General features: G+C 64.9%; 16 protein-coding genes and 1 tRNA gene. 8 read left to right on the top strand and 9 right to left on the bottom strand.

The features are described 5' to 3' along the window. Positions 1-114 precede the first annotated feature (114 nt). The 6 genes from ACVOLI_RS17850 to ACVOLI_RS17825 all read right to left on the bottom strand — a co-directional run bounded on the left by ACVOLI_RS17850 (position 115) and on the right by ACVOLI_RS17825 (position 5,184). Entirely contained in the window at positions 115-717 is a 603-nt protein-coding gene (locus ACVOLI_RS17850; protein WP_282267139.1) for a 50S ribosomal protein L25/general stress protein Ctc, read from the bottom strand. Positions 718-822: 105 nt separating this feature from the next. Further along, positions 823-1,782, bottom strand: a complete 960-nt coding sequence (locus ACVOLI_RS17845; protein ID WP_282267136.1) for a ribose-phosphate diphosphokinase — start codon at positions 1,780-1,782, stop codon at positions 823-825. A gap of 108 nt (positions 1,783-1,890) precedes the next feature. After that, positions 1,891-1,967, bottom strand: a tRNA-Gln gene (locus tag ACVOLI_RS17840). Between the two features lie 3 nt (positions 1,968-1,970). Beyond that, positions 1,971-2,849, bottom strand: a complete 879-nt coding sequence (gene ispE, locus ACVOLI_RS17835) for a 4-(cytidine 5'-diphospho)-2-C-methyl-D-erythritol kinase (protein ID WP_481615403.1) — start codon at positions 2,847-2,849, stop codon at positions 1,971-1,973. Next, entirely contained in the window at positions 2,846-3,505 is a 660-nt protein-coding gene (lolB, locus tag ACVOLI_RS17830; protein WP_481615402.1) for a lipoprotein insertase outer membrane protein LolB, read from the bottom strand. Before lolB ends, ispE begins: the two co-directional genes overlap by 4 nt. Beyond that, positions 3,502-5,184 carry a tetratricopeptide repeat protein gene (locus ACVOLI_RS17825; RefSeq protein ID WP_481615401.1) on the bottom strand — a complete coding sequence of 561 codons (1,683 nt, stop codon included), beginning with the start codon at positions 5,182-5,184 and terminating at the stop codon, positions 3,502-3,504. Before ACVOLI_RS17825 ends, lolB begins: the two co-directional genes overlap by 4 nt. Before the next feature lie 67 nt (positions 5,185-5,251). Here ACVOLI_RS17825 and hemA point away from each other — a divergent pair, with 67 nt between their 5' ends. The 4 genes from hemA to ppk2 all read left to right on the top strand — a co-directional run bounded on the left by hemA (position 5,252) and on the right by ppk2 (position 10,373). Further along, positions 5,252-6,535 carry a glutamyl-tRNA reductase gene (hemA, locus tag ACVOLI_RS17820; protein WP_296252472.1) on the top strand — a complete coding sequence of 428 codons (1,284 nt, stop codon included), beginning with the start codon at positions 5,252-5,254 and terminating at the stop codon, positions 6,533-6,535. After that, positions 6,513-7,598 carry a peptide chain release factor 1 gene (gene prfA, locus ACVOLI_RS17815; protein WP_481548073.1) on the top strand — a complete coding sequence of 362 codons (1,086 nt, stop codon included), beginning with the start codon at positions 6,513-6,515 and terminating at the stop codon, positions 7,596-7,598. Before hemA ends, prfA begins: the two co-directional genes overlap by 23 nt. A gap of 202 nt (positions 7,599-7,800) precedes the next feature. Then, positions 7,801-9,513 (top strand): O-linked N-acetylglucosamine transferase, SPINDLY family protein, encoded by a 1,713-nt coding sequence (locus ACVOLI_RS17810; protein WP_481615400.1) that lies wholly within the window; start codon positions 7,801-7,803, stop codon positions 9,511-9,513. Between the two features lie 41 nt (positions 9,514-9,554). After that, complete coding sequence (ppk2, locus tag ACVOLI_RS17805; protein WP_481615399.1) at positions 9,555-10,373, top strand: polyphosphate kinase 2; 819 nt, start codon at positions 9,555-9,557, stop codon at positions 10,371-10,373. A 296-nt stretch (positions 10,374-10,669) separates the two neighbouring features. Here the strand turns inward: ppk2 and ACVOLI_RS17800 are convergent, their stop codons facing one another. Further along, positions 10,670-11,233: a TlpA family protein disulfide reductase gene (locus ACVOLI_RS17800; RefSeq protein ID WP_481615398.1), complete on the bottom strand. Its 564-nt coding sequence runs from the start codon at positions 11,231-11,233 to the stop codon at positions 10,670-10,672. Next, positions 11,230-12,504 carry a YihY family inner membrane protein gene (locus ACVOLI_RS17795; RefSeq protein WP_481615397.1) on the bottom strand — a complete coding sequence of 425 codons (1,275 nt, stop codon included), beginning with the start codon at positions 12,502-12,504 and terminating at the stop codon, positions 11,230-11,232. Before ACVOLI_RS17795 ends, ACVOLI_RS17800 begins: the two co-directional genes overlap by 4 nt. A gap of 78 nt (positions 12,505-12,582) precedes the next feature. Between ACVOLI_RS17795 and wrbA the strand changes: the two genes are divergently transcribed. The 4 genes from wrbA (at position 12,583) to ybaK (ending at position 14,812) form a co-directional block, all read left to right on the top strand. Continuing rightward, positions 12,583-13,176 (top strand): NAD(P)H:quinone oxidoreductase, encoded by a 594-nt coding sequence (gene wrbA, locus ACVOLI_RS17790; RefSeq protein ID WP_282267116.1) that lies wholly within the window; start codon positions 12,583-12,585, stop codon positions 13,174-13,176. Further along, positions 13,173-13,517 carry a DUF2069 domain-containing protein gene (locus tag ACVOLI_RS17785; protein ID WP_481615396.1) on the top strand — a complete coding sequence of 115 codons (345 nt, stop codon included), beginning with the start codon at positions 13,173-13,175 and terminating at the stop codon, positions 13,515-13,517. Before wrbA ends, ACVOLI_RS17785 begins: the two co-directional genes overlap by 4 nt. A gap of 332 nt (positions 13,518-13,849) precedes the next feature. Then, positions 13,850-14,335: an asparaginase domain-containing protein gene (locus ACVOLI_RS17780; protein ID WP_282267147.1), complete on the top strand. Its 486-nt coding sequence runs from the start codon at positions 13,850-13,852 to the stop codon at positions 14,333-14,335. Further along, positions 14,336-14,812, top strand: coding sequence for a Cys-tRNA(Pro) deacylase (ybaK, locus tag ACVOLI_RS17775; protein WP_481615395.1), 477 nt, complete (start codon positions 14,336-14,338; stop codon positions 14,810-14,812). Positions 14,813-14,879: 67 nt separating this feature from the next. Here ybaK and ACVOLI_RS17770 read toward each other — a convergent pair whose 3' ends face one another. After that, a complete protein-coding gene (locus tag ACVOLI_RS17770; RefSeq protein WP_481615394.1) occupies positions 14,880-16,994 on the bottom strand; it encodes a S8 family serine peptidase in 2,115 nt (704 codons plus the stop codon). Between the last annotated feature and the right edge of the window lie 506 nt (positions 16,995-17,500).

Genomic DNA, 17,500 nt, shown 5'->3' with positions numbered 1-17,500 from the left:
CTCCTTCGCTACGCGAAAGGGAGGGAGCACAGCGTAGTGCCGAGCCATACTCGGCAGGGGCATTACCAGCAAACGCCCGCCCCCCCCCCCCCCCCCCCCCCGCGACATGGCCGATTACTCGGCTGCTGCTTCTTCTGCAGCGGCGGTCTTGGCGATGACAACAGCGTCGTCATGGCCCTTGCCCAGCTTCAGAGCCGGAATTTCCACGCCAGCCGGCAGCTTCAGGCCCGACAGGTAGATGATGTCGCCAGCCTTCAGCTCGCCCAGGTCGACTTCGATCGACTCCGGCAGGTCCTTCGGCAAGCAAGCGATCGACACTTCCTTCAGTTCGTGGGTGACCAGCACGTCGGCAGCCTTGCCAGCCGGCGAGGTGTCTTCGTTGATGAAGGTCAGCGGCACCGAAGCGTGCAGCACTTCATTTTCGTTCACGCGCTGGAAATCCAGGTGCATGACCAGCTGCTTGTACGGGTGACGCTGCATGTCACGCAGCAGCACCTTGTGGATGGTGCCGTCGAGGTTCAGGTCGATGATCGACGAGTAGAACCAATCGTTGAACTGGGCCAGCCAGATTTCGTTGTGGTTGAACTGGACCTTCACCGGCTCCTTGTCACCACCGTAAACGATACCCGGGACCACGCCTTCGTGACGCAGGCGGCGGCTCGCACCCTGACCTTGCACGTCACGACGGGCGACTTTGATTTCGTGGGAATTTGCCATTGTTGACTACTCTAGGTTGTTGCATCGCCTCGCGGCGTTGCGTAAAGACTCTTCCGCGACCAGAAGAGCCCGTGATGATCCCCGGCAAGCCGGGGACCGGATGCATCAATCCACGTACATCGAGCTGACCGACTCACCGAAGGCGATGCGACGCATCGTCTCGGCCAGCATTTCGGCCACGCTGATCTGGCGGATCTTGGGACAGACGCGGGCCACTTCGGAAAGCGGAATCGTGTCGGTCACCACCAGCTCGTCGAGCTGGGAGTTGTTCAGATTGTCCACCGCCGGGCCCGAGAGCACGGCGTGGGTGCAGTACGCGGCGACCTTCAGTGCACCGCGCGCCTTGAGAGCGGCAGCGGCAGCACACAGGGTGCCGGCGGTGTCGACGATGTCGTCGACCATCACGCAAGTCTTGCCCTCGACGTCACCGATGATGTTCATCACGGTGGCGACGTTGGCACGCGGACGGCGCTTGTCGATGATGGCCAGGTCGGCATCATCCAGGCGCTTTGCCACGGCGCGGGCGCGTACCACGCCGCCGACGTCCGGGCTGACCACGATCAGGTTGTCGGTGCCGTAGACACGCCAGATGTCGGCCAGCAGCAGCGGCGACGCATAGACATTATCGACCGGCATGTCGAAGAAACCCTGGATCTGATCGGCGTGCAGGTCGACCGTGAGGATCTGGTCGGTATGCACGGCCGAGAACATCTTTGCAGCAACCTTCGCGGTGATCGGCACGCGCGAGGAGCGCATGCGGCGATCCTGGCGGGCGTAACCGAAGTACGGCACCACCGCGGTGACGGATGCGGCGCTCGCGCGCTTGAGCGCGTCGATGATCACCAGCAGTTCCATCAGGTTCTCGGCGCTGGGAGCACCGGTCGGCTGAACGACGAAAACGTCCTGCTTGCGCACGTTTTCCTGGATCTCGACCTGTACTTCACCGTCGGAGAACTTGGAAACCAGCGCCTTGCCCGGCCTAACCCCGAGTTCCTTGCAGATGCTCTGTGCAAGAGGTTTATTGGCATTGCCGGAAAAGACCAGCAGGTTCGGGGAATCTTGCATGACAGCTCTCTCGGGCGGGGGCGAGTAGCAAATGGAAACGTGAGTACTGCAGTGATGGCGCAGGTGTGACTGGCGCACATCCATTGCGCTTACAGCGTTGGGAGTGTGTGGCAGGGGCGGTAGGATTCGAACCTACGAATGCCAGGATCAAAACCTGGTGCCTTGGGCCTCTTGGCGACGCCCCTGCATCAAACAATTCCCGTCGTATCCAGCGCATCCAGCAGTGGCGAGCGATCAACACCCGCAGCTACCCATGCTCGCAGTTGCGGCGGCAACTCCGCCAAGGCCTGCTCTGCAGCAGCGCGCGTGGCGAACTCGACGAAACAACCGCTTCCCGACCCCGTGAGTCGTGCCCGACCAATACCTGACAAGGCCTGGAACGTCGCCTCGATGGCAGGTTCCTGGCGCCGTAGTACCGGCTCGAACGCATTTCCGAGGACGGTCCCGGAAGCGAAGTCCGCTATTTTCACGGGCTTGGCATCCCGCGTCAAATGCTGTGAACGGAAAAGTTCAGCCGTGGGCACATGAACGCCCGGATCCACCAGCAAATACCATGCTTCCGGCAATTCCATCGGCGTCAGCAATTCGCCCACACCTTCGGCCCAGGCGCTGCGCCCGCGCACGAATACCGGTACATCGGCGCCTAGGCTGACACCAAGTGCAGCCAGCGCGTCCTCGTCCAGACCAGTGCCCCATAGCGCATTCAGCGCCACCAGCACGGTTGCCGCATCGGATGAGCCACCGCCAAAGCCGCCACCGGCAGGGATCCGCTTTTCGACCCGGATATCGACACCTTTGCCGCAATTGGTGGCATTTTTCAGCGCGATGGCCGCACGAACCACCAGATCATCAGCCTCGGCTACACCAGCCACCGATGGCCCGTGCCGATGCACCTGACCATCTTCACGCAGACGCAGCCCGATGCGATCGCCCCAATCCAGCAGCCGGAATACGGTCTGCAGCACGTGGTAGCCATCCGCGCGACGGCCGGTGATATGTAGAAACAGGTTCAACTTGGCCGGGGCCGGCCAGTACGACCAGCCCGCTTCGTCAACAACGGCAGTCATGGCGCGTCCGCACCCCATTCATCCACGATCAGGCGGACCTTGGCATCGCCATTGACCGCCTCGATCCGGCGCGGCAGCGACGGACGCCCGGCCTCGGCCGGGTACCAGTCCAGGTAATCCACCTGCCAGCCCTGCTGGCGCAGTACCCGTGGCCGGCCTTCGGCGTCAAAGCCGAGGTGCTCCGGGCTTGCGCCCGCACTTGGCAGACCACGCACCCAGTCGGCCAGCTGGGCGACCGGGATTTCCCAGCCAGTGGCCTGCAACAGCAGCTGGCCGGCGTCATCGGCCGTGCGCGGCCCGCCATCAAGTCCCTCCAGACGCACCGCCTGGCCGGGCTCACCACCACTGAGTTGCCAGCTCTGGCGAGTCACTGGTGCAGCCAGGCTGACCTGATAGACAGGCCCCTGCTGCAGCCAGTCGATCCGGCCGTTGCCGCCGTTGCGCCCCTTGCTGATCGCCACCCGGCCCTGGAACGACCAGTCCGGCTGCGCCCGCAAGGCGGTTTGCCGCTGCTGCTCCGCCGCCTGTGCCTGCGCCGACACCTGCGCTACTTCAGCCGCTACCGGCGCCGCCTGGCGCTTGGGCACCGAACCACAGGCCGCGAGCGTGCCTACCACCAGCAGCGCCAACGGCGCCCGCCACATCATTACGTTCATACACCCAACTTTTCGATCGCACGCTGCAGTGCGCGGTTATCCGGATCCAACTTGCGGGCCTCGTCGAAGTAGCGCCGGGCTTCGTCTTTCTGCCCCAGCACCCACAGCACCTCGCCCACATGCGCGGCGATTTCCGGGTCCTTGTTCAAGCCCCAGGCGCGGCGCAGATGCACCAGCGCCTCGTCGTTGCGACCCAGCCGATACAGCACCCAGCCATAGCTGTCGACGATGGCCGCATTGTCCGGCTCGGCGACGCGCGCACGGTCGATCAGATCCAATGCCTCCTGGTAGCGCTGGGTGCGGTCGGCCAAGGTGTAGCCCAGCGCGTTCAGCGCCGCCACGTTCTCCGGCTCGGCCACCAGCACCTTGCGCAGGTCAGCCTCGGCGCGCGGCACATTGTCGTTGCGCTCCCAGGCCAGCGCGCGGGCGTACAGCAAGGCACTGTCATCCGGGAACGCAGCCAGGCCACGGGCCAGCACATCGAACTCGGCCTTGGTTTCGCCATCACGCAGCTGCAGCTCGGATTCGAGCAGATAGGCGTCACGGCGTACATCGTCGTCAAGCGAGGCATCGGCCTGGATCGACTGCACTTCCTTGGCAGCGCGCGCCTTGTCGCCCATCAGGTGCAGCGCATTGACCGCACGCAGCTGGGCCTCACCGCGATGCTCGCCACCGGGCACGCCGTGATACCAATCCACGGCTTCCTGGTAGCGCTTCAGGTACTCGGCGATCTTGCCCAGCAGCAGGCGCTGGTCGGGATCAGGCTTGCTGGCCTTGGCCGCGATGTCCTGATACAGCGCCAACAGGCCCGCATCGTCCTTCTGCTTGGCCAGCAGCGAGGCACGCATGCCCCAGCTCTGCAGGTTCTGCTCACCTATCGACAGCACATGCTCGGCTGCGGCGGTTTCACCCAGCGTGTCATAGGCGATGGCCAACGCACCACGCAGCTCCTCGTCCTTCTCGGCCCTGGGCTCGATGCCCTTTAGCAGGGCCAGCGCCTCGTCCTTCTTGCCGGCCTGGTTGAGTTGGGAGGCATGCAACAGCGCCACCCGCGGCTCGTCCGGGAAGCGCCGGACCACCTCGCCGACCATGCGCCGCGACAACTCCGGCCGCTCCATGCGCAGGGCCAGCCTGCCGAACTCCTGCCAGGCCTCCAGATCATTGGGGATCGCATTGGCGTCCACCAGCATGCCCAGCACCTGTGCCGGCACCGCCGGGTCGCGGCCACCAGTAGCCAGCGCCAGCAGCGCATAGCGCCAGGCGCGCGGCTCAGCAGAGCGCAGCACCGCCAACAACTCCTTGCGGGCCAGCCTGGCATCGCCATTGCGCATGGCCAGCGCACCACGGGTGCCGCGCACCGCGACCGAACCAGGGTCACGCTGCGCCCACAGCGCCAGCGCCTGTTCGGCTCGGTCGGCATCATCGGCCAGCATGGCGATGCGGGTGGCGCGTTCAGCCAGGCCCACGTCGCCCTTGGCTTCCTGGGCCGCCTGCAGATACCAGCGGGCGGCATCGGGCAACTTGCCGGCCTGCAGCGAGAATTCGCCGGCCAGCACCGGGGTCAGCGGCAGGCCTTCGGCCGCCAATGGCGCCTGGACCGGCGCAACCGGGGCCGCCAGCACCGGAAAAACCGGCAGGGAAAGCAACAGAACGGTGCATATGCGATTGAATACGGGCATCTGACGCAACCGGGCCGTAAAATGGCGGCCTTCAACAGCCAGCAGCTTATCGCAAGCAACTGAACAGATGACCCTGTGGGTGCTCGGACTGAATCACCAGACTGCGCCGGTAGAACTGCGCGAACGCGCTGCCTTTGGCGGAGACGCCCTGCCGCGCGCGATGGATTCATTGCGGCAGACCCCGCAACTGGCCGAGGCGGTGCTGCTGTCCACCTGCAACCGCACCGAGTTGTATGCCGTTGCCGAGGACAGCAAGGCCTTGAGCCACTGGCTGGAGCACCACGCCGGCAGCCTGCAGGGCTACCTCTACCAGCACAGCGACGCTGAGGCCGTGCGCCATCTGTTCCGGGTCGCAACTGGCCTGGACTCGATGGTGCTGGGCGAGCCGCAGATCCTGGGCCAGGTGAAAGATGCCTGGGCGCTGGCCCACGACAGCGGCGCAATCGGGCAACAATTGGACCGGTTGTTCCAGCAGACCTTCTCCGTGGCCAAGCGTGCCCGCACCGACACCCGCGTCGGCGCCAATCCAATCTCGGTGGCTTCCACCGCGGTGCGGCTGGCGCAGGACTCGTTTGCGCGCATGGATGAATCCACCGTGCTGCTGGTCGGTGCCGGCGAAACCATGGAGCTGGTCGCCAAGCATCTGAGCGATGCCAAGGTGAAGCGCCTGCTCATCGCCAACCGCACCCTGGCCAATGCCCAGGACCTGGCCAGCCGGCACGGCGGCGTGGCGCTGCCCTTGACCGAGCTGGAGCGCCATCTGGGCGAAGCCGACGTGGTGTTCTCGGCCACCGCCGCGCGCGAGCCGGTGATCCTGCACCGCCAGGTCGCCAACGCGCTGCGCCTGCGCCGGCACAAGCCGATGCTGCTGTTCGACCTGGCCGTGCCGCGCGATATCGACGCCGAGGTTGGCACGCTGGCCGATGCCTACCTGTACACCGTGGATGACCTGGAGCGGGCCGTGGAAGAAAACCGCCGCGGCCGCCGCGAGGCCGCCGCCGAGGCCGAATCCATCATCGACCTGCAGGTCACCCGTTACCTGGAGAACCTGCGCGCCACTCGCCTGCAGGCGCCGATCCGGCAACTGCGCGCGTTCGGCGAGGCCACCCGCGCCGAATTGCTGGCCAAGGCCCGGCAACAGCTGGCCCATGGCAAACTCCCCGACGAAGTACTGGAGCAGTTGGCGCACGGCCTGACCAACCGCCTGCTGCATCCACCCACCGCCGCCCTGCGCCAAGCCGCGCAGGATGGCGATACCGATCTCACCCGCGCCGCCGAGCGCCTGTTCCCGGCCACCCCCGGGTATCACCACCCCGCTGCGAGGAATGATGACGCCGACCCTGCGCCGTAAGCTGCTGGCACTGGCCGAGCGCCGAGAAGAACTGGAACGCCTGCTTTCCGACCCCGATGTGGTCGCCGACAACGAGCGTTTCCGCAATTTTTCCCGTGAGTTCTCGCAACTGGAACCCATCGCCACTGCATTGGCGAACGAAACCCGTGCGCTGGAAGACCTGGCCTCGGCCGAAGCCATGCGCAACGACCCGGAACTGCGCGAGCTGGCCGAGGAAGAAATCAGCGCTGCCCAGGCCCGCCTGCAGGCATTGGACGAGGAACTGGCGCTGCTGCTGGTGCCGCGTGACCCGCGCGATGAAGGCAACCTGTTCCTGGAAGTGCGCGCCGGCACCGGCGGCGACGAGGCAGCGATTTTTGCCGGCGACCTGTTCCGCATGTACGCCCGCTATGCCGAGCGCCAGGGCTGGAAGGTGGAAATCGAATCCGATAACCCCGGCGAACATGGCGGCTACAAGGAGATCGTGGCACGCGTGGTTGGCCGCGGCGCCTACTCCAAGCTGAAGTTCGAATCCGGCACGCACCGTGTGCAGCGCGTGCCGGCCACCGAATCGCAGGGCCGCATCCACACCTCGGCAGCAACGGTGGCGATCATCCCCGAAGCCGACGATGTCGAAGACGTGGTGATCAACCCGGCGGATCTGAAGGTGGACACGTTCCGTTCCTCCGGCGCCGGCGGCCAGCACGTCAACAAGACCGAGTCAGCGATCCGCATCACCCACGTCCCCACCGGCGTGGTGGTGGAATGCCAGACCGAGCGCAGCCAGCACGCCAATCGCGACAAGGCGATGAAGCGGCTGAAGGCGCAGTTGCTGGATGCCGAGCGCAGCAAGCAGGCCGCAGCCCAGGCCGAGTCGCGCCGCCTGCAGGTAGGCAGTGGCGACCGCAGCCAGCGCATCCGCACCTACAGCTTCCCGCAGGGCCGCATCACCGACCACCGCGTCGAAGGCCTGACCCTGTACGACCTGCCCAACATCATCGAAGGCGGCCTCGACGACCTGATCGCACGCCTGCAGCACGAACACCAGGTCGATGAGCTGGCACGTTTGGCTGAAGGGACGTAACCCCCTCCAGCACGCAGCACCTGCTTTGCTCCCTCCCTTATGCGAAGCATAGGGGAGGGCTGGGGAGGGGGAGCTTTGGCTTTGGCTTTGGCTTTGGCTTTGGCTGCTGCCTCTGGATTTGGCCTTAATCACCAGCCCAGAGCAAAATCAAAAACCACCCCTCCCCAGCCCTACGCGCAAGGGAGGGAGCAAAGCAAGCACAATGACCAACGCCCTCAACGAACGCGACCAGCTCCGCAATGCCGTCACCCGCCAGCCCGGTGACTTCATCGCCTGGGTGATGCTGGCCGACGCAGAACTTGGCGCGGGCGATGTGCGTGCAGGTGAAACAGCTGCATCCAGAGCACTGCAGCTGCGTCCACAACACCCCGAAGCCCTCGCCCGGCTCGGGCGCGCCCGTTGGATGCAAGGCAGGCACGACGAAGCCGCCGCACTGCTGCAGCAGGCCTGCCAGCTCGCTCCGCAGCACCCCGGCATGGCCTTGTGGCTGGGACACGTATTGGAAGATGCCAACCAGCCCGAAGCCGCCGCCGACGCCTATCGACGCGCGCATGCGCTGGCACCGGACGAGGCCTATATGGCCGCACAGCGCCTGAACTGGCAGCGCCGGCTCTGCGACTGGCGCGATATCGATGCGCTCTCGCAACAAGTGCGGCGCGCGGTAGTGCAAGGCAATCCCGCCGTGGAGCCCTTCGCCTTCCTCAGCGAGGATGCCAGTGCCGCCGAACAACTGGCCTGTGCGCGACAACGTGCCGGCGTGCTTGCCCAAGCCATTCCGCGCCTGCCTGCAACGCAGGTGCGTGCACACGGCGCGCTGCGCGTCGGCTTTCTTTCCAACGGCTTCGGCGCGCACCCGACCGGGCTGCTGACGGTCGCCCTGCTCGAGCAGCTGCACGCGCAGCCGCAATTGCAGGTCCACCTGTTTGCACTCAACCGCGACGATGGCAGCAGCATCCGCCAACGCCTGCAGGCCGCTGCCGGGCAACTGCACGACGTCAGCGGCCAGCCGCATGTGGCGATAGCCCAGCGCATACGCAACACCGGCATCGATCTATTGTTCGACCTGCGTGGCTGGGGTGGCGGCGGCACACCCGAAGTACTGGCCATGCGCCCTGCTCCGCTGCAGTTGAACTGGCTGGCCTACCCCGGCACGTCCGGCGCGCCGTGGATCGACTACGTCGTCGCCGATGGATTCGTGCTGCCATCGGCGCTGGAATCAGGCTTCAGCGAAAGGGTGCTGCGCCTGCCGCGCGCCTTCCAGCCTTCGGACAACACCCGCATTGTTCAGTCGCCACCGTCGCGCGGCGACTGTGGCCTGCCGGAAGCCGGCGTGGTGTTCTGTTGCTTCAACAACAGTTACAAGCTCAACCCGCGCAGTGTGGAGCGCCTGCTGCAGGTGCTGCTGGGCGTGCCCGGCAGCGTGCTGTGGCTGCTGTCCGGCCCAGGCAAGGCGGATCAGCGCCTGCAGGACGTCGCCCGTCAGCGCGGCGTGGATCCAGCCCGCCTGGTGTTCATGCGCAAACTGCCGCATCCGCAGTATCTGGCCCGCTACCAGCATGCCGATCTGTTCCTGGACACACATCCGTACAACGCCCACACCACCGCCTCCGACGCGCTATGGGCTGGCTGCCCGGTGTTGACTGCGCCCGGAAACACGTTTGCCGCGCGGGTGGCGGGCAGCCTCAACCATCACCTCGGCATGGATGACATGAATGTCACCGGCGACCAGACCTTCATCGCCAAGGCAATTGCACTGGGCAACGATACTGCCGCCCTGCAGGCCACGCGCCAGCGGCTGGCCGAAGCCCGCGAGCGTAGCAGCCTGTTCGACATGGCCGGCTTCGCCAGCGACCTGACCCAGCTGCTGCAGCAGCTGGCCGGCAGCCACGGCTGGCGTGGCGCTGACATTGACTGACATGCGATTGGGTTAGGCTCGGCACTCCACAAGGAGTGACCATGGGCAAGCTCAAGCGCAAACAGTACGAAGCATTGCTGGAACCGATGCAGCTGGAACTGGCCAACATGGCCCGCTGGGCCCAGCACTGCGGGCAGCGCGTGCTGGTGCTGTTCGAAGGCCGCGATACCGCCGGCAAGGGTGGCGTCATCCAGGACATCGCCAAGCACGTCAACCCACGCCAGTGCCGGGTGGTGGCCTTGCCCAAGCCCAGCGAACGGGAAGACAGTCAGTGGTATTTCCAGCGCCATATCGCACACCTGCCCGCCGCCGGCGAGATCGTGCTGATGGACCGCAGCTGGTACAACCGTGCTGGCGTTGAAAAGGTGATGGGCTACTGCACCGATGCACAGTACAAAGACTTCCTCAAACAGGCTCCCGCGTTCGAGAAACTGCTGATCGACGATGGCATCCTGCTGTTCAAGTACTGGCTGTGCGTGGACCAGGGGCAGCAGGAAAAGCGCTTTGCCGAGCGCCGCGATGACCCGCTCAAGGGCTGGAAACTGTCACCGATCGATCTGAAATCGCGGCAGGAATACAACGCCTACACGCAGGCCCGCGAAGCCATGCTGGAAGCCACCCACACCACACAGGCGCCGTGGACGCTGGTGGACTTCAATGACCAGAAACGCGGCCGCCTGACCCTGATACGCGACCTGCTGGATCGCCTGCCGGATACCCACATCGACGAACCGGTGGTCGAACTGCCACCGCTGCCAGGCAAGCCCAAGAAGGAGAGGTACGGCGTGGTAAAGCCGATTACCCCGTTCGTTGTGGATGAAGAAGCCGCCAAGCCAAAGCGCACGTCCAGCACCATGTAGTGCCGAGCCATGCTCGGCAGGAGCTTTCCCGGCAATGCCCCAAAGGCTGCCCTCACCCCAACCCCTCTCCCGTGAACGGGAGAGCGGCTCGTAGTGCCGAGCCATGCTCGGCAACGGCATTCCCAGCGATGCTGCAGGAGCGGCGCAAGCCGCGAAGCTGGGATTGCGCGAAGAGCTGAAAAGCTACCCCTCCCCAACCCTCCCCTTCGCTGCGCGAAGGGGAGGGAGTAGCAGCGGCACCGCGGCCATCTGACAGATGCCGAGAACAGCCCCCTCCCTTTCGCGCAGCGAACCCTTTAAACCGCCTTACCCCCGGCAGCCACAATCGCCTGCTCGATCTCCTGCGCATTCACCGGCCCCAGGAACTGCCTGGCGACCTTGCCGTCCGGCCCGATCAGGTAGGTCATCGGCAAGCCACGCGGCGTCGCGAAATCCTTGGGTGGGCTGAAGGTGTCGATGATGGCGATCGGATAGGCCACCGGATGCTCCTTCAGGAAGGCCTGCATCTCGTCCAGCTCGATGTCCTCATAGGCCAGGCCAACCACTTCCACATTGCTGCGCATGGCATGCAGCGCCGACAACTCCGGCATTTCCTGCAGGCAGGGCGCGCACCAGGTGGCCCAGAAGTTCACCACCACCCACTGCCCACGGTGACTGGCCAGGTCATAGGTCTTGCCATCCACGGTTGGCACCTGCAGCTGCGGCACTTCCACCGTCTGCTGGACCACGCCGGGCTGGGTCGTCTCGGGCGCGGCCGGTGTCTCGGGTGCGGCAGCCGGTGCGGCGACAGGTGCCTGCTCGGGCTTGCACGCTGCCAGGGCCAGCGCCAGCAGCGCGACGGGAACAAACTTCTTGATCATCGACTCTCTCCGCGCTCTACATAGATGTCATCCACACGGCGCTTGAGCAGTTCGCGCAACGGCAGACGTAGTTGATCCAGGGCATTGCAGGCCGCTTGCCCGAGGCTGTCCTCGCGCATCGGCAGGTATTCCTCGGCGGCGGGAATTCGCAGCTGCGCGCTTTCGTACAGTTCATGCAGACTGATGCCGTCCAGGTCGCGCGCCAGCAACCATTCGCCACGCTCGTCACGGCGCAGCACGCCAATAGCTTCCATCTGCTCCAGCAACTGCTGCAGCAGGGAGTCGGTGAGCATGGGTTCCAGCAGCAACAGCTGGTCTTCATCCAGCCCCTGCCCTCGCTGCCGCGCCTCGCGGAAACGTCCCAGCAGACGCAGCAGGCCATAGAGTTCGCAGCCCTGCGGCAGCCGCATTGCCGCTGGTTGATAGCGGAAGGCGGCGATCGACGAGGCCAGTGACGCGCCCAGCAGTACCGACACCCAGCTCAGGTAGATCCACAGCAACAGGATAGGCACGAAGGCCACCGTGCCATAGAGCTTCTGATAGGACTGGAAGCTGCCCAGGTACAGGCCCATGCCCCACTTCACCAGCTCCAGCATCAGCACCGCGAGCAGCGCGCCTGGAATGGCGTGGCGCCACTTCACCGTGTGGTGTGGCACTACCCGGTAGATCAGCACCACGCAGACAAATTCGATCAGTACCGGTGTCAGGCGCAGGCCAAGATCGGCCAGCCAGCGGCCCTCGGTGGTGCCGAACAAGGGCAGCGACAACACTTTGGCCGAGATCGCCAACGAGGCGGCGGCCAGCAAGGCGCCCAGGGTCAACACCGTCCAATAGACCAGGAAGCGGGTCAGCTGCGGCCGCGCCGAAGCCACCCGCCAGATCCGGTTGAAGGTCTGCTCGACGCTGTTGAGGGTGATCAGCAACGACACCACCAAGGCCAGGAAACCGGCAGCGGTCAGCTGCCCGGCGCTGGCCGAGAACTGTTTCAGATAGCCTTCGGCCGCACGTGCCGCCGAGGGCACGAAATTGGAGAACACATAGTCGCTCAGCGCCTCGCTCCAACGATCGAACATCGGAAACGCCGACAGCACCCCGAACACGACAATCGCCAACGGCACCAGTGCGAACACCGTGGTGTAGGCCAGCGAACCGGCGGCCTGGAACAGACGGTCGTCGAGGAAGCGCTTCCACAGGAAGCGACCGAAGCTGACGTTGCGCGCCCGGTCACGCAGGCGCTCCATCCATAGGTTGAGTGAATCCAAAGGTTCCATTCGGCAAGGGTACCCGATGCAAAGCGCGGCCCGCATCGTTGATACTGCCGGTTCCTGTAAGAGTGAGCGAATGCTGCGATGGCGGAAATCCTGGTGCTTTACTACAGCCGTGGCGGTTCGGTGGCCCGGCTGGCGCGGCAGATCGCCCGCGGTATCGGCGAGGTGCCGGGCATGAGCGCCCGCCTGCGCACGGTGCCACCGGTCGCCGCCGTCACCCAGACCAGTGCCCCGCCAGTACCAGAGGACGGCGCCCCCTATGTGGACATCGCCGATCTGGCCGAATGCGATGGCATCGTGCTCGGCAGCCCTACCCGCTTCGGCAACATGGCCGCGCCGGTCAAGCACTTCCTCGACGGCCTGGGCGCGGAATGGGTGAACGGCACGTTGGCCGGCAAGCCGGCGGCGGTATTCACTTCCACCGCCTCGATGCATGGCGGCCAGGAATCGACGCTGTTGTCGATGCACCTGCCGCTGCTGCACCACGGCTGCCTGATCGTCGGCATCCCCTTCACCGAGCCGGCACTGAGTCACACCAGCAGCGGCGGCACGCCATATGGCGCCAGCCATGTAGCCGGCAGCCAGGATGATCCGCAACCCACCGACGATGAGGCGGTGCTGGCGCGGGCATTGGGCCGACGGGTGGCCGATATCGCCCGGCGCCTGGCGCAATGAGCGGCCGCAGCCGCGACCTGATCCTGGCCTTGGCATTGGCGCTGTTGGCCGGCCTGTATGCGTGGTGGTTCCGCGCCGACCGCCACCTGCTGGCAGTGGCCTTGGTGTTCGTGGCGCCGCCGGTACTGTTGCTACTGGGCGTACTGGCACAGCGCGCGGTCGCGCGCTTCTGGGCAGGGGTATTGGCGCTGTTCTGGTTCAGCCACGGCGTGATGAGCGCCTGGAGCCACCGCGAGACCGCACTCTACGCGTGGGTTGAGATCCTGTTGGCGCTGCTGATCGTGGCCCTGGTCAGCGTTCCCGGCATGCGCGCCCGTTTTGCGGCCAAGAAAGCCCGGTAGCCCCAGCCCGGTTGGGGCGTTACCGCCCCCCCTGTAGAGCCGAGCCATGCTCGGCTGGGGCGTTACCGACAATCCACAGTTTGGGGGAGCGGCGCCAGCCGCGAAGCTGACATCACCGAAACTGCAGGCAAGCTGGTGATCCGATGGGCCACCGGCTTCGCGGCTTACGCCGCTCCCACAACCACAGCTGATCCGGTCCTGGGCAAGCCCCAGCCGAGCATGGTTCGGCTCTACCTATGTGACCTGACGTGGCCCGGCGCAGCCTGCGGCATTATCATTCGCAGCATCGCGGCCCGTGCCGCTGGCAGTCACCGCAAGGATTTACCGCAATGATGGAAGAACTCCTGATCGTCACCACCGGTGGCACGATCGACAAGATCTACTTCGACGACAAGTCCGATTACCAGATCGGTGATCCGCAGATCGGTATGATCCTGCGCGAGCTGGGCGTGACCTTCCGTTTCAATGTGATCCCGATCCTGCGCAAGGACTCGCTGCACATCAGCGACGACGACCGCGAACTGATCCGCGCCACCATCGCCGCGCAGCCAACCCGCCACGTACTGGTCACCCACGGCACCGACTCGATGGTCGCCACCGGCAAGGTGCTGGCGACCATCCCCGGCAAGACCATCGTGATGACCGGCGCGCTCAGCCCGGCACGTTTCCGCGGTTCCGATGCCGAGTTCAACATCGGCTGCGCGATCGGCGCGGTGCAGTCGCTGCCGGAAGGCGTCTACATCGCCATGAACGGCCGCATCTGGAATCCGGAGAAGGTCCGCAAGAACGTCGACGCCAACCGCTTCGAATCGCTGTAAGTGGCAAAAAGCACCCGCGCCACCGCCGCATTGGACAAGGCAGGCATCGCCCATGGCGTGCATGCCTATGACTATTCGGCCGATGTCGACAGCAAGGGGCTGGCGGCAGCGCAGGCGCTGGGCATTGCCCCGCAGCGTATGTTCAAGACGCTGATGGCGTGGGTGGACAAGCAGCCGCTGATCGCGGTGATTCCCTCCGATCAGCGCCTGTCACTGAAGAAGCTTGCCGCCCATTGCGGCGGCAAGCACGCGCAGATGATGGATATCCCCGAAGCCGAAAAGCGCAGCGGCTACAAGGTCGGCGGCATCAGTCCTTTTGCACAGCAGCGGCCGGCCAAGGTGGTGTTCGCCGCCAGCGCCGCGCAGCACGACACGCTGTATATCAACGCGGGCCAACGCGGCCTGCTGCTGGATATCGCCCCGGCCGACGCCTTGCAGGTTCTGCAGGCCAGTTGCGCCGATATCTGCGAGGACTGAGTGCCCTCACCGGCATGCGTCCGGCGACAGCACCGGCCCCATCCACGCTGACGGGCGTTGCCTTGCACTAGAAGGTGATCGACCAGCCATTCAGTCGCCCGGTATCACCACTGGCCTTGTCGTTGACGCGCAGCCTCCAGGCGCCATTCAAGGCCTCCCTGGACAGATCGACCTCGAAGGTCTGCTTGATGTCATCGGCACTGCCTCCTTCGTAGTTGCTCAGCAGATAGGCGCGGCCGCCAGGCGCGAGCAGCTCCACCTTCAGGTCGCCCCGCCAGCTATGGCTGATATCCACCGTTACCGGGGTGGCTGCCGGTGCGTTGGCGGTACGCCCGGATACGTTGATCGCACTTTCCACCGTGTCGTTGTCGAGTATGTCCAGCCCCTCGCTGCTGCTATAGGTCTGCGCCGGCAGCAGCCCCCAACTCGCCTTCAAACGCACGGCCGAGTACGCCGAGTAGCCGGTCAGCATGACGTGGTAAGTGCCCGCTACAGGAACGGGAATGCTGCAACTCTCGGCATTGCCTGCACTGAACGGACGGCAATCGTAGGTGGAGGCGGTGGGACGACTGGTAGCGCGCACGTACAGGTCCGCGTCGCCATTGCCTCCGGCAATGCTGATCAGTAGATTCGATGCCCCCGCAGGTACCCGCACGCTGTAATAACGGTTGCTACCCTTGCTGCCTGCCAAGCCGGCCAGCGCCACATCATTCTCCAGCTCAGTCGCAGGGTCTGGCTCCGGCTCCGGTGGCAGCGGGCCACCCAAGGCTACGGCCACAGCCGCTTGCGCATTGACGATGCCGGCGCCGATATCCCGGTCAGGTGCAGCTGGAAAAGGACTCACCGTCGCCTTGATCAAGGCTTCAATCTCCGTTGGCGTACGCACGGGATTGGATACCTGCTGCACCAGCGCCACCACGCCAGCCACATGCGGCGCCGCCATCGAGGTTCCACCATAGGAGGCGTAGCTCTCGCCCGCCGGCCCCTTGCTGCCATTGTTGAGCGTGGAGAGAATGGAGCTGCCCGGCGCTGCGACGTCCACCAGTGGGCCATGGTTTGACTGCTGGCTGCTGCTCCAGACCGAACGTTTGCCAGCGCTGTCACTGGCAGCAACCGCGATGACATTGTTGCAGTTGGCAGGCGAGGCATTGCCCACGTTGCTGTTGCTGTTGCCAGCCGCAATGACCAGGGTCGCGCCCTTGCCTGTCGCGCTGTTGATCGCGTTCTGCATGGTGCTGCCACAGGTACCAGCACCGCCAAGGCTGAGATTGATGACCTCTGCCGGATTGGCATTTGCAGGTACGCCGGGCACGTGTCCGCCAGCGGCCCAGACAATGGCATCGGCAATATCCGAGGTATAGCCACCACAGCGACCCAGCACGCGTACCGGTACGATCCTGGCGCCAGGTGCAACGCCGGCCACACCCTTGCTGTTGTTGGCCACTGCAGCGATGGTGCCGGCTACGTGGGTACCATGCCAACTGGAGTTCTGCGCGCCGTGGCTGCCACCACATTGGTTGGCCGTCACCCAGTCCCCAGGGTCGCTTGCATCGTCATCTCGACCATCGCCATCATTGGCCACCTCGATATCATCAATGAAGTCATAGCCAGGCAGAACATTGGCATTCAGGTCGCTGTGGCTGGCAATACCGGTATCCAGTACCGCCACCACCACACCCGCCCCGCTCGCATTTTCCCAAGCCTCGGTGGCGTTGATGCCATAGGTTCCGGACAGCCCCCATTGCTCGCCGAACCGCGGGTCGTTCGGGATGGCAGCTATGGTGTGGCGTCGATCAAGCTCGACATGGTCGACATTGCGATCGGCAGCCAAACGATGCATCAGCGCTTGCGCCTCGATGCGATCCAGCGGGGTATCCACCTGCACCACGTCCGCACCAACCGCCAACCGGCGCAGGTGCTGCAGGGTGCCTGTTTTGCCTGCGCGCACCGGCAGCGCACGTGCGGCAGAGGCCAAGGCGTTGCCCAGCGCGACCTTGCTTTCAATCCGAGTCATGTCCGGGCGGAGCTTGACGATGAAGCGTTGATGCGCAGGTGCGGAGTCCAGGCCTGCAAGGTGCACTTCGCCGGCCAAGGCCGACTTGCACAACAGCAGGGGAAACAGCGAAGCAGTGCCAACTGCCACGAACCCACGGCGAAGCGTACGACGCGAAATGGATGACATTGTTGAACCCTTCTGCATGGAAGTTGCCGCATGCGCGGCGCCGGTCCTACCCGATATGCCCAGCTTGCTCAACACGCCCATACCCTGGCAGAACACTCCGGACCGGCCCCCTTTCGCCAATCCGCCTGCAGACAGTAGGCAGGCGGATTGCACGCTCCCATCGGCGTACTACTGAAACCACTGTCCCCGTCGCCGTCATAACTCCCCAATCAATCAGTCAGGGAAGCGTGCACCGCGTGCATCAACGCATCTTTGCCAATATCGATGCTGACAACCCTTGCTCACCACATGCCTCAGCTCAAGCGACCGGCTCACCGCCTAAGCGCTGCTTGCACGCCCGTATTCCTTGTCGGCAATACATCGGCAAGAGCTTCCTGGCCAGCACGCTGCTTCAAACGGAAACGCGAAAGTCCCGTGCGGGCAGCGCGCGGCCTGTAGCCCGGGTAAGCGCAGCGCACCCGGGAGCAATGCCCCGGCGAACTTTCAGGCTCTCCGTCAACAGCCCC

It is taken from the genome of Stenotrophomonas sp. STEN029 (assembly GCF_056760015.1).
Note: the sequence above shows the minus strand (reverse complement) of the source record. Positions and strands in the feature narration are given on the sequence as shown.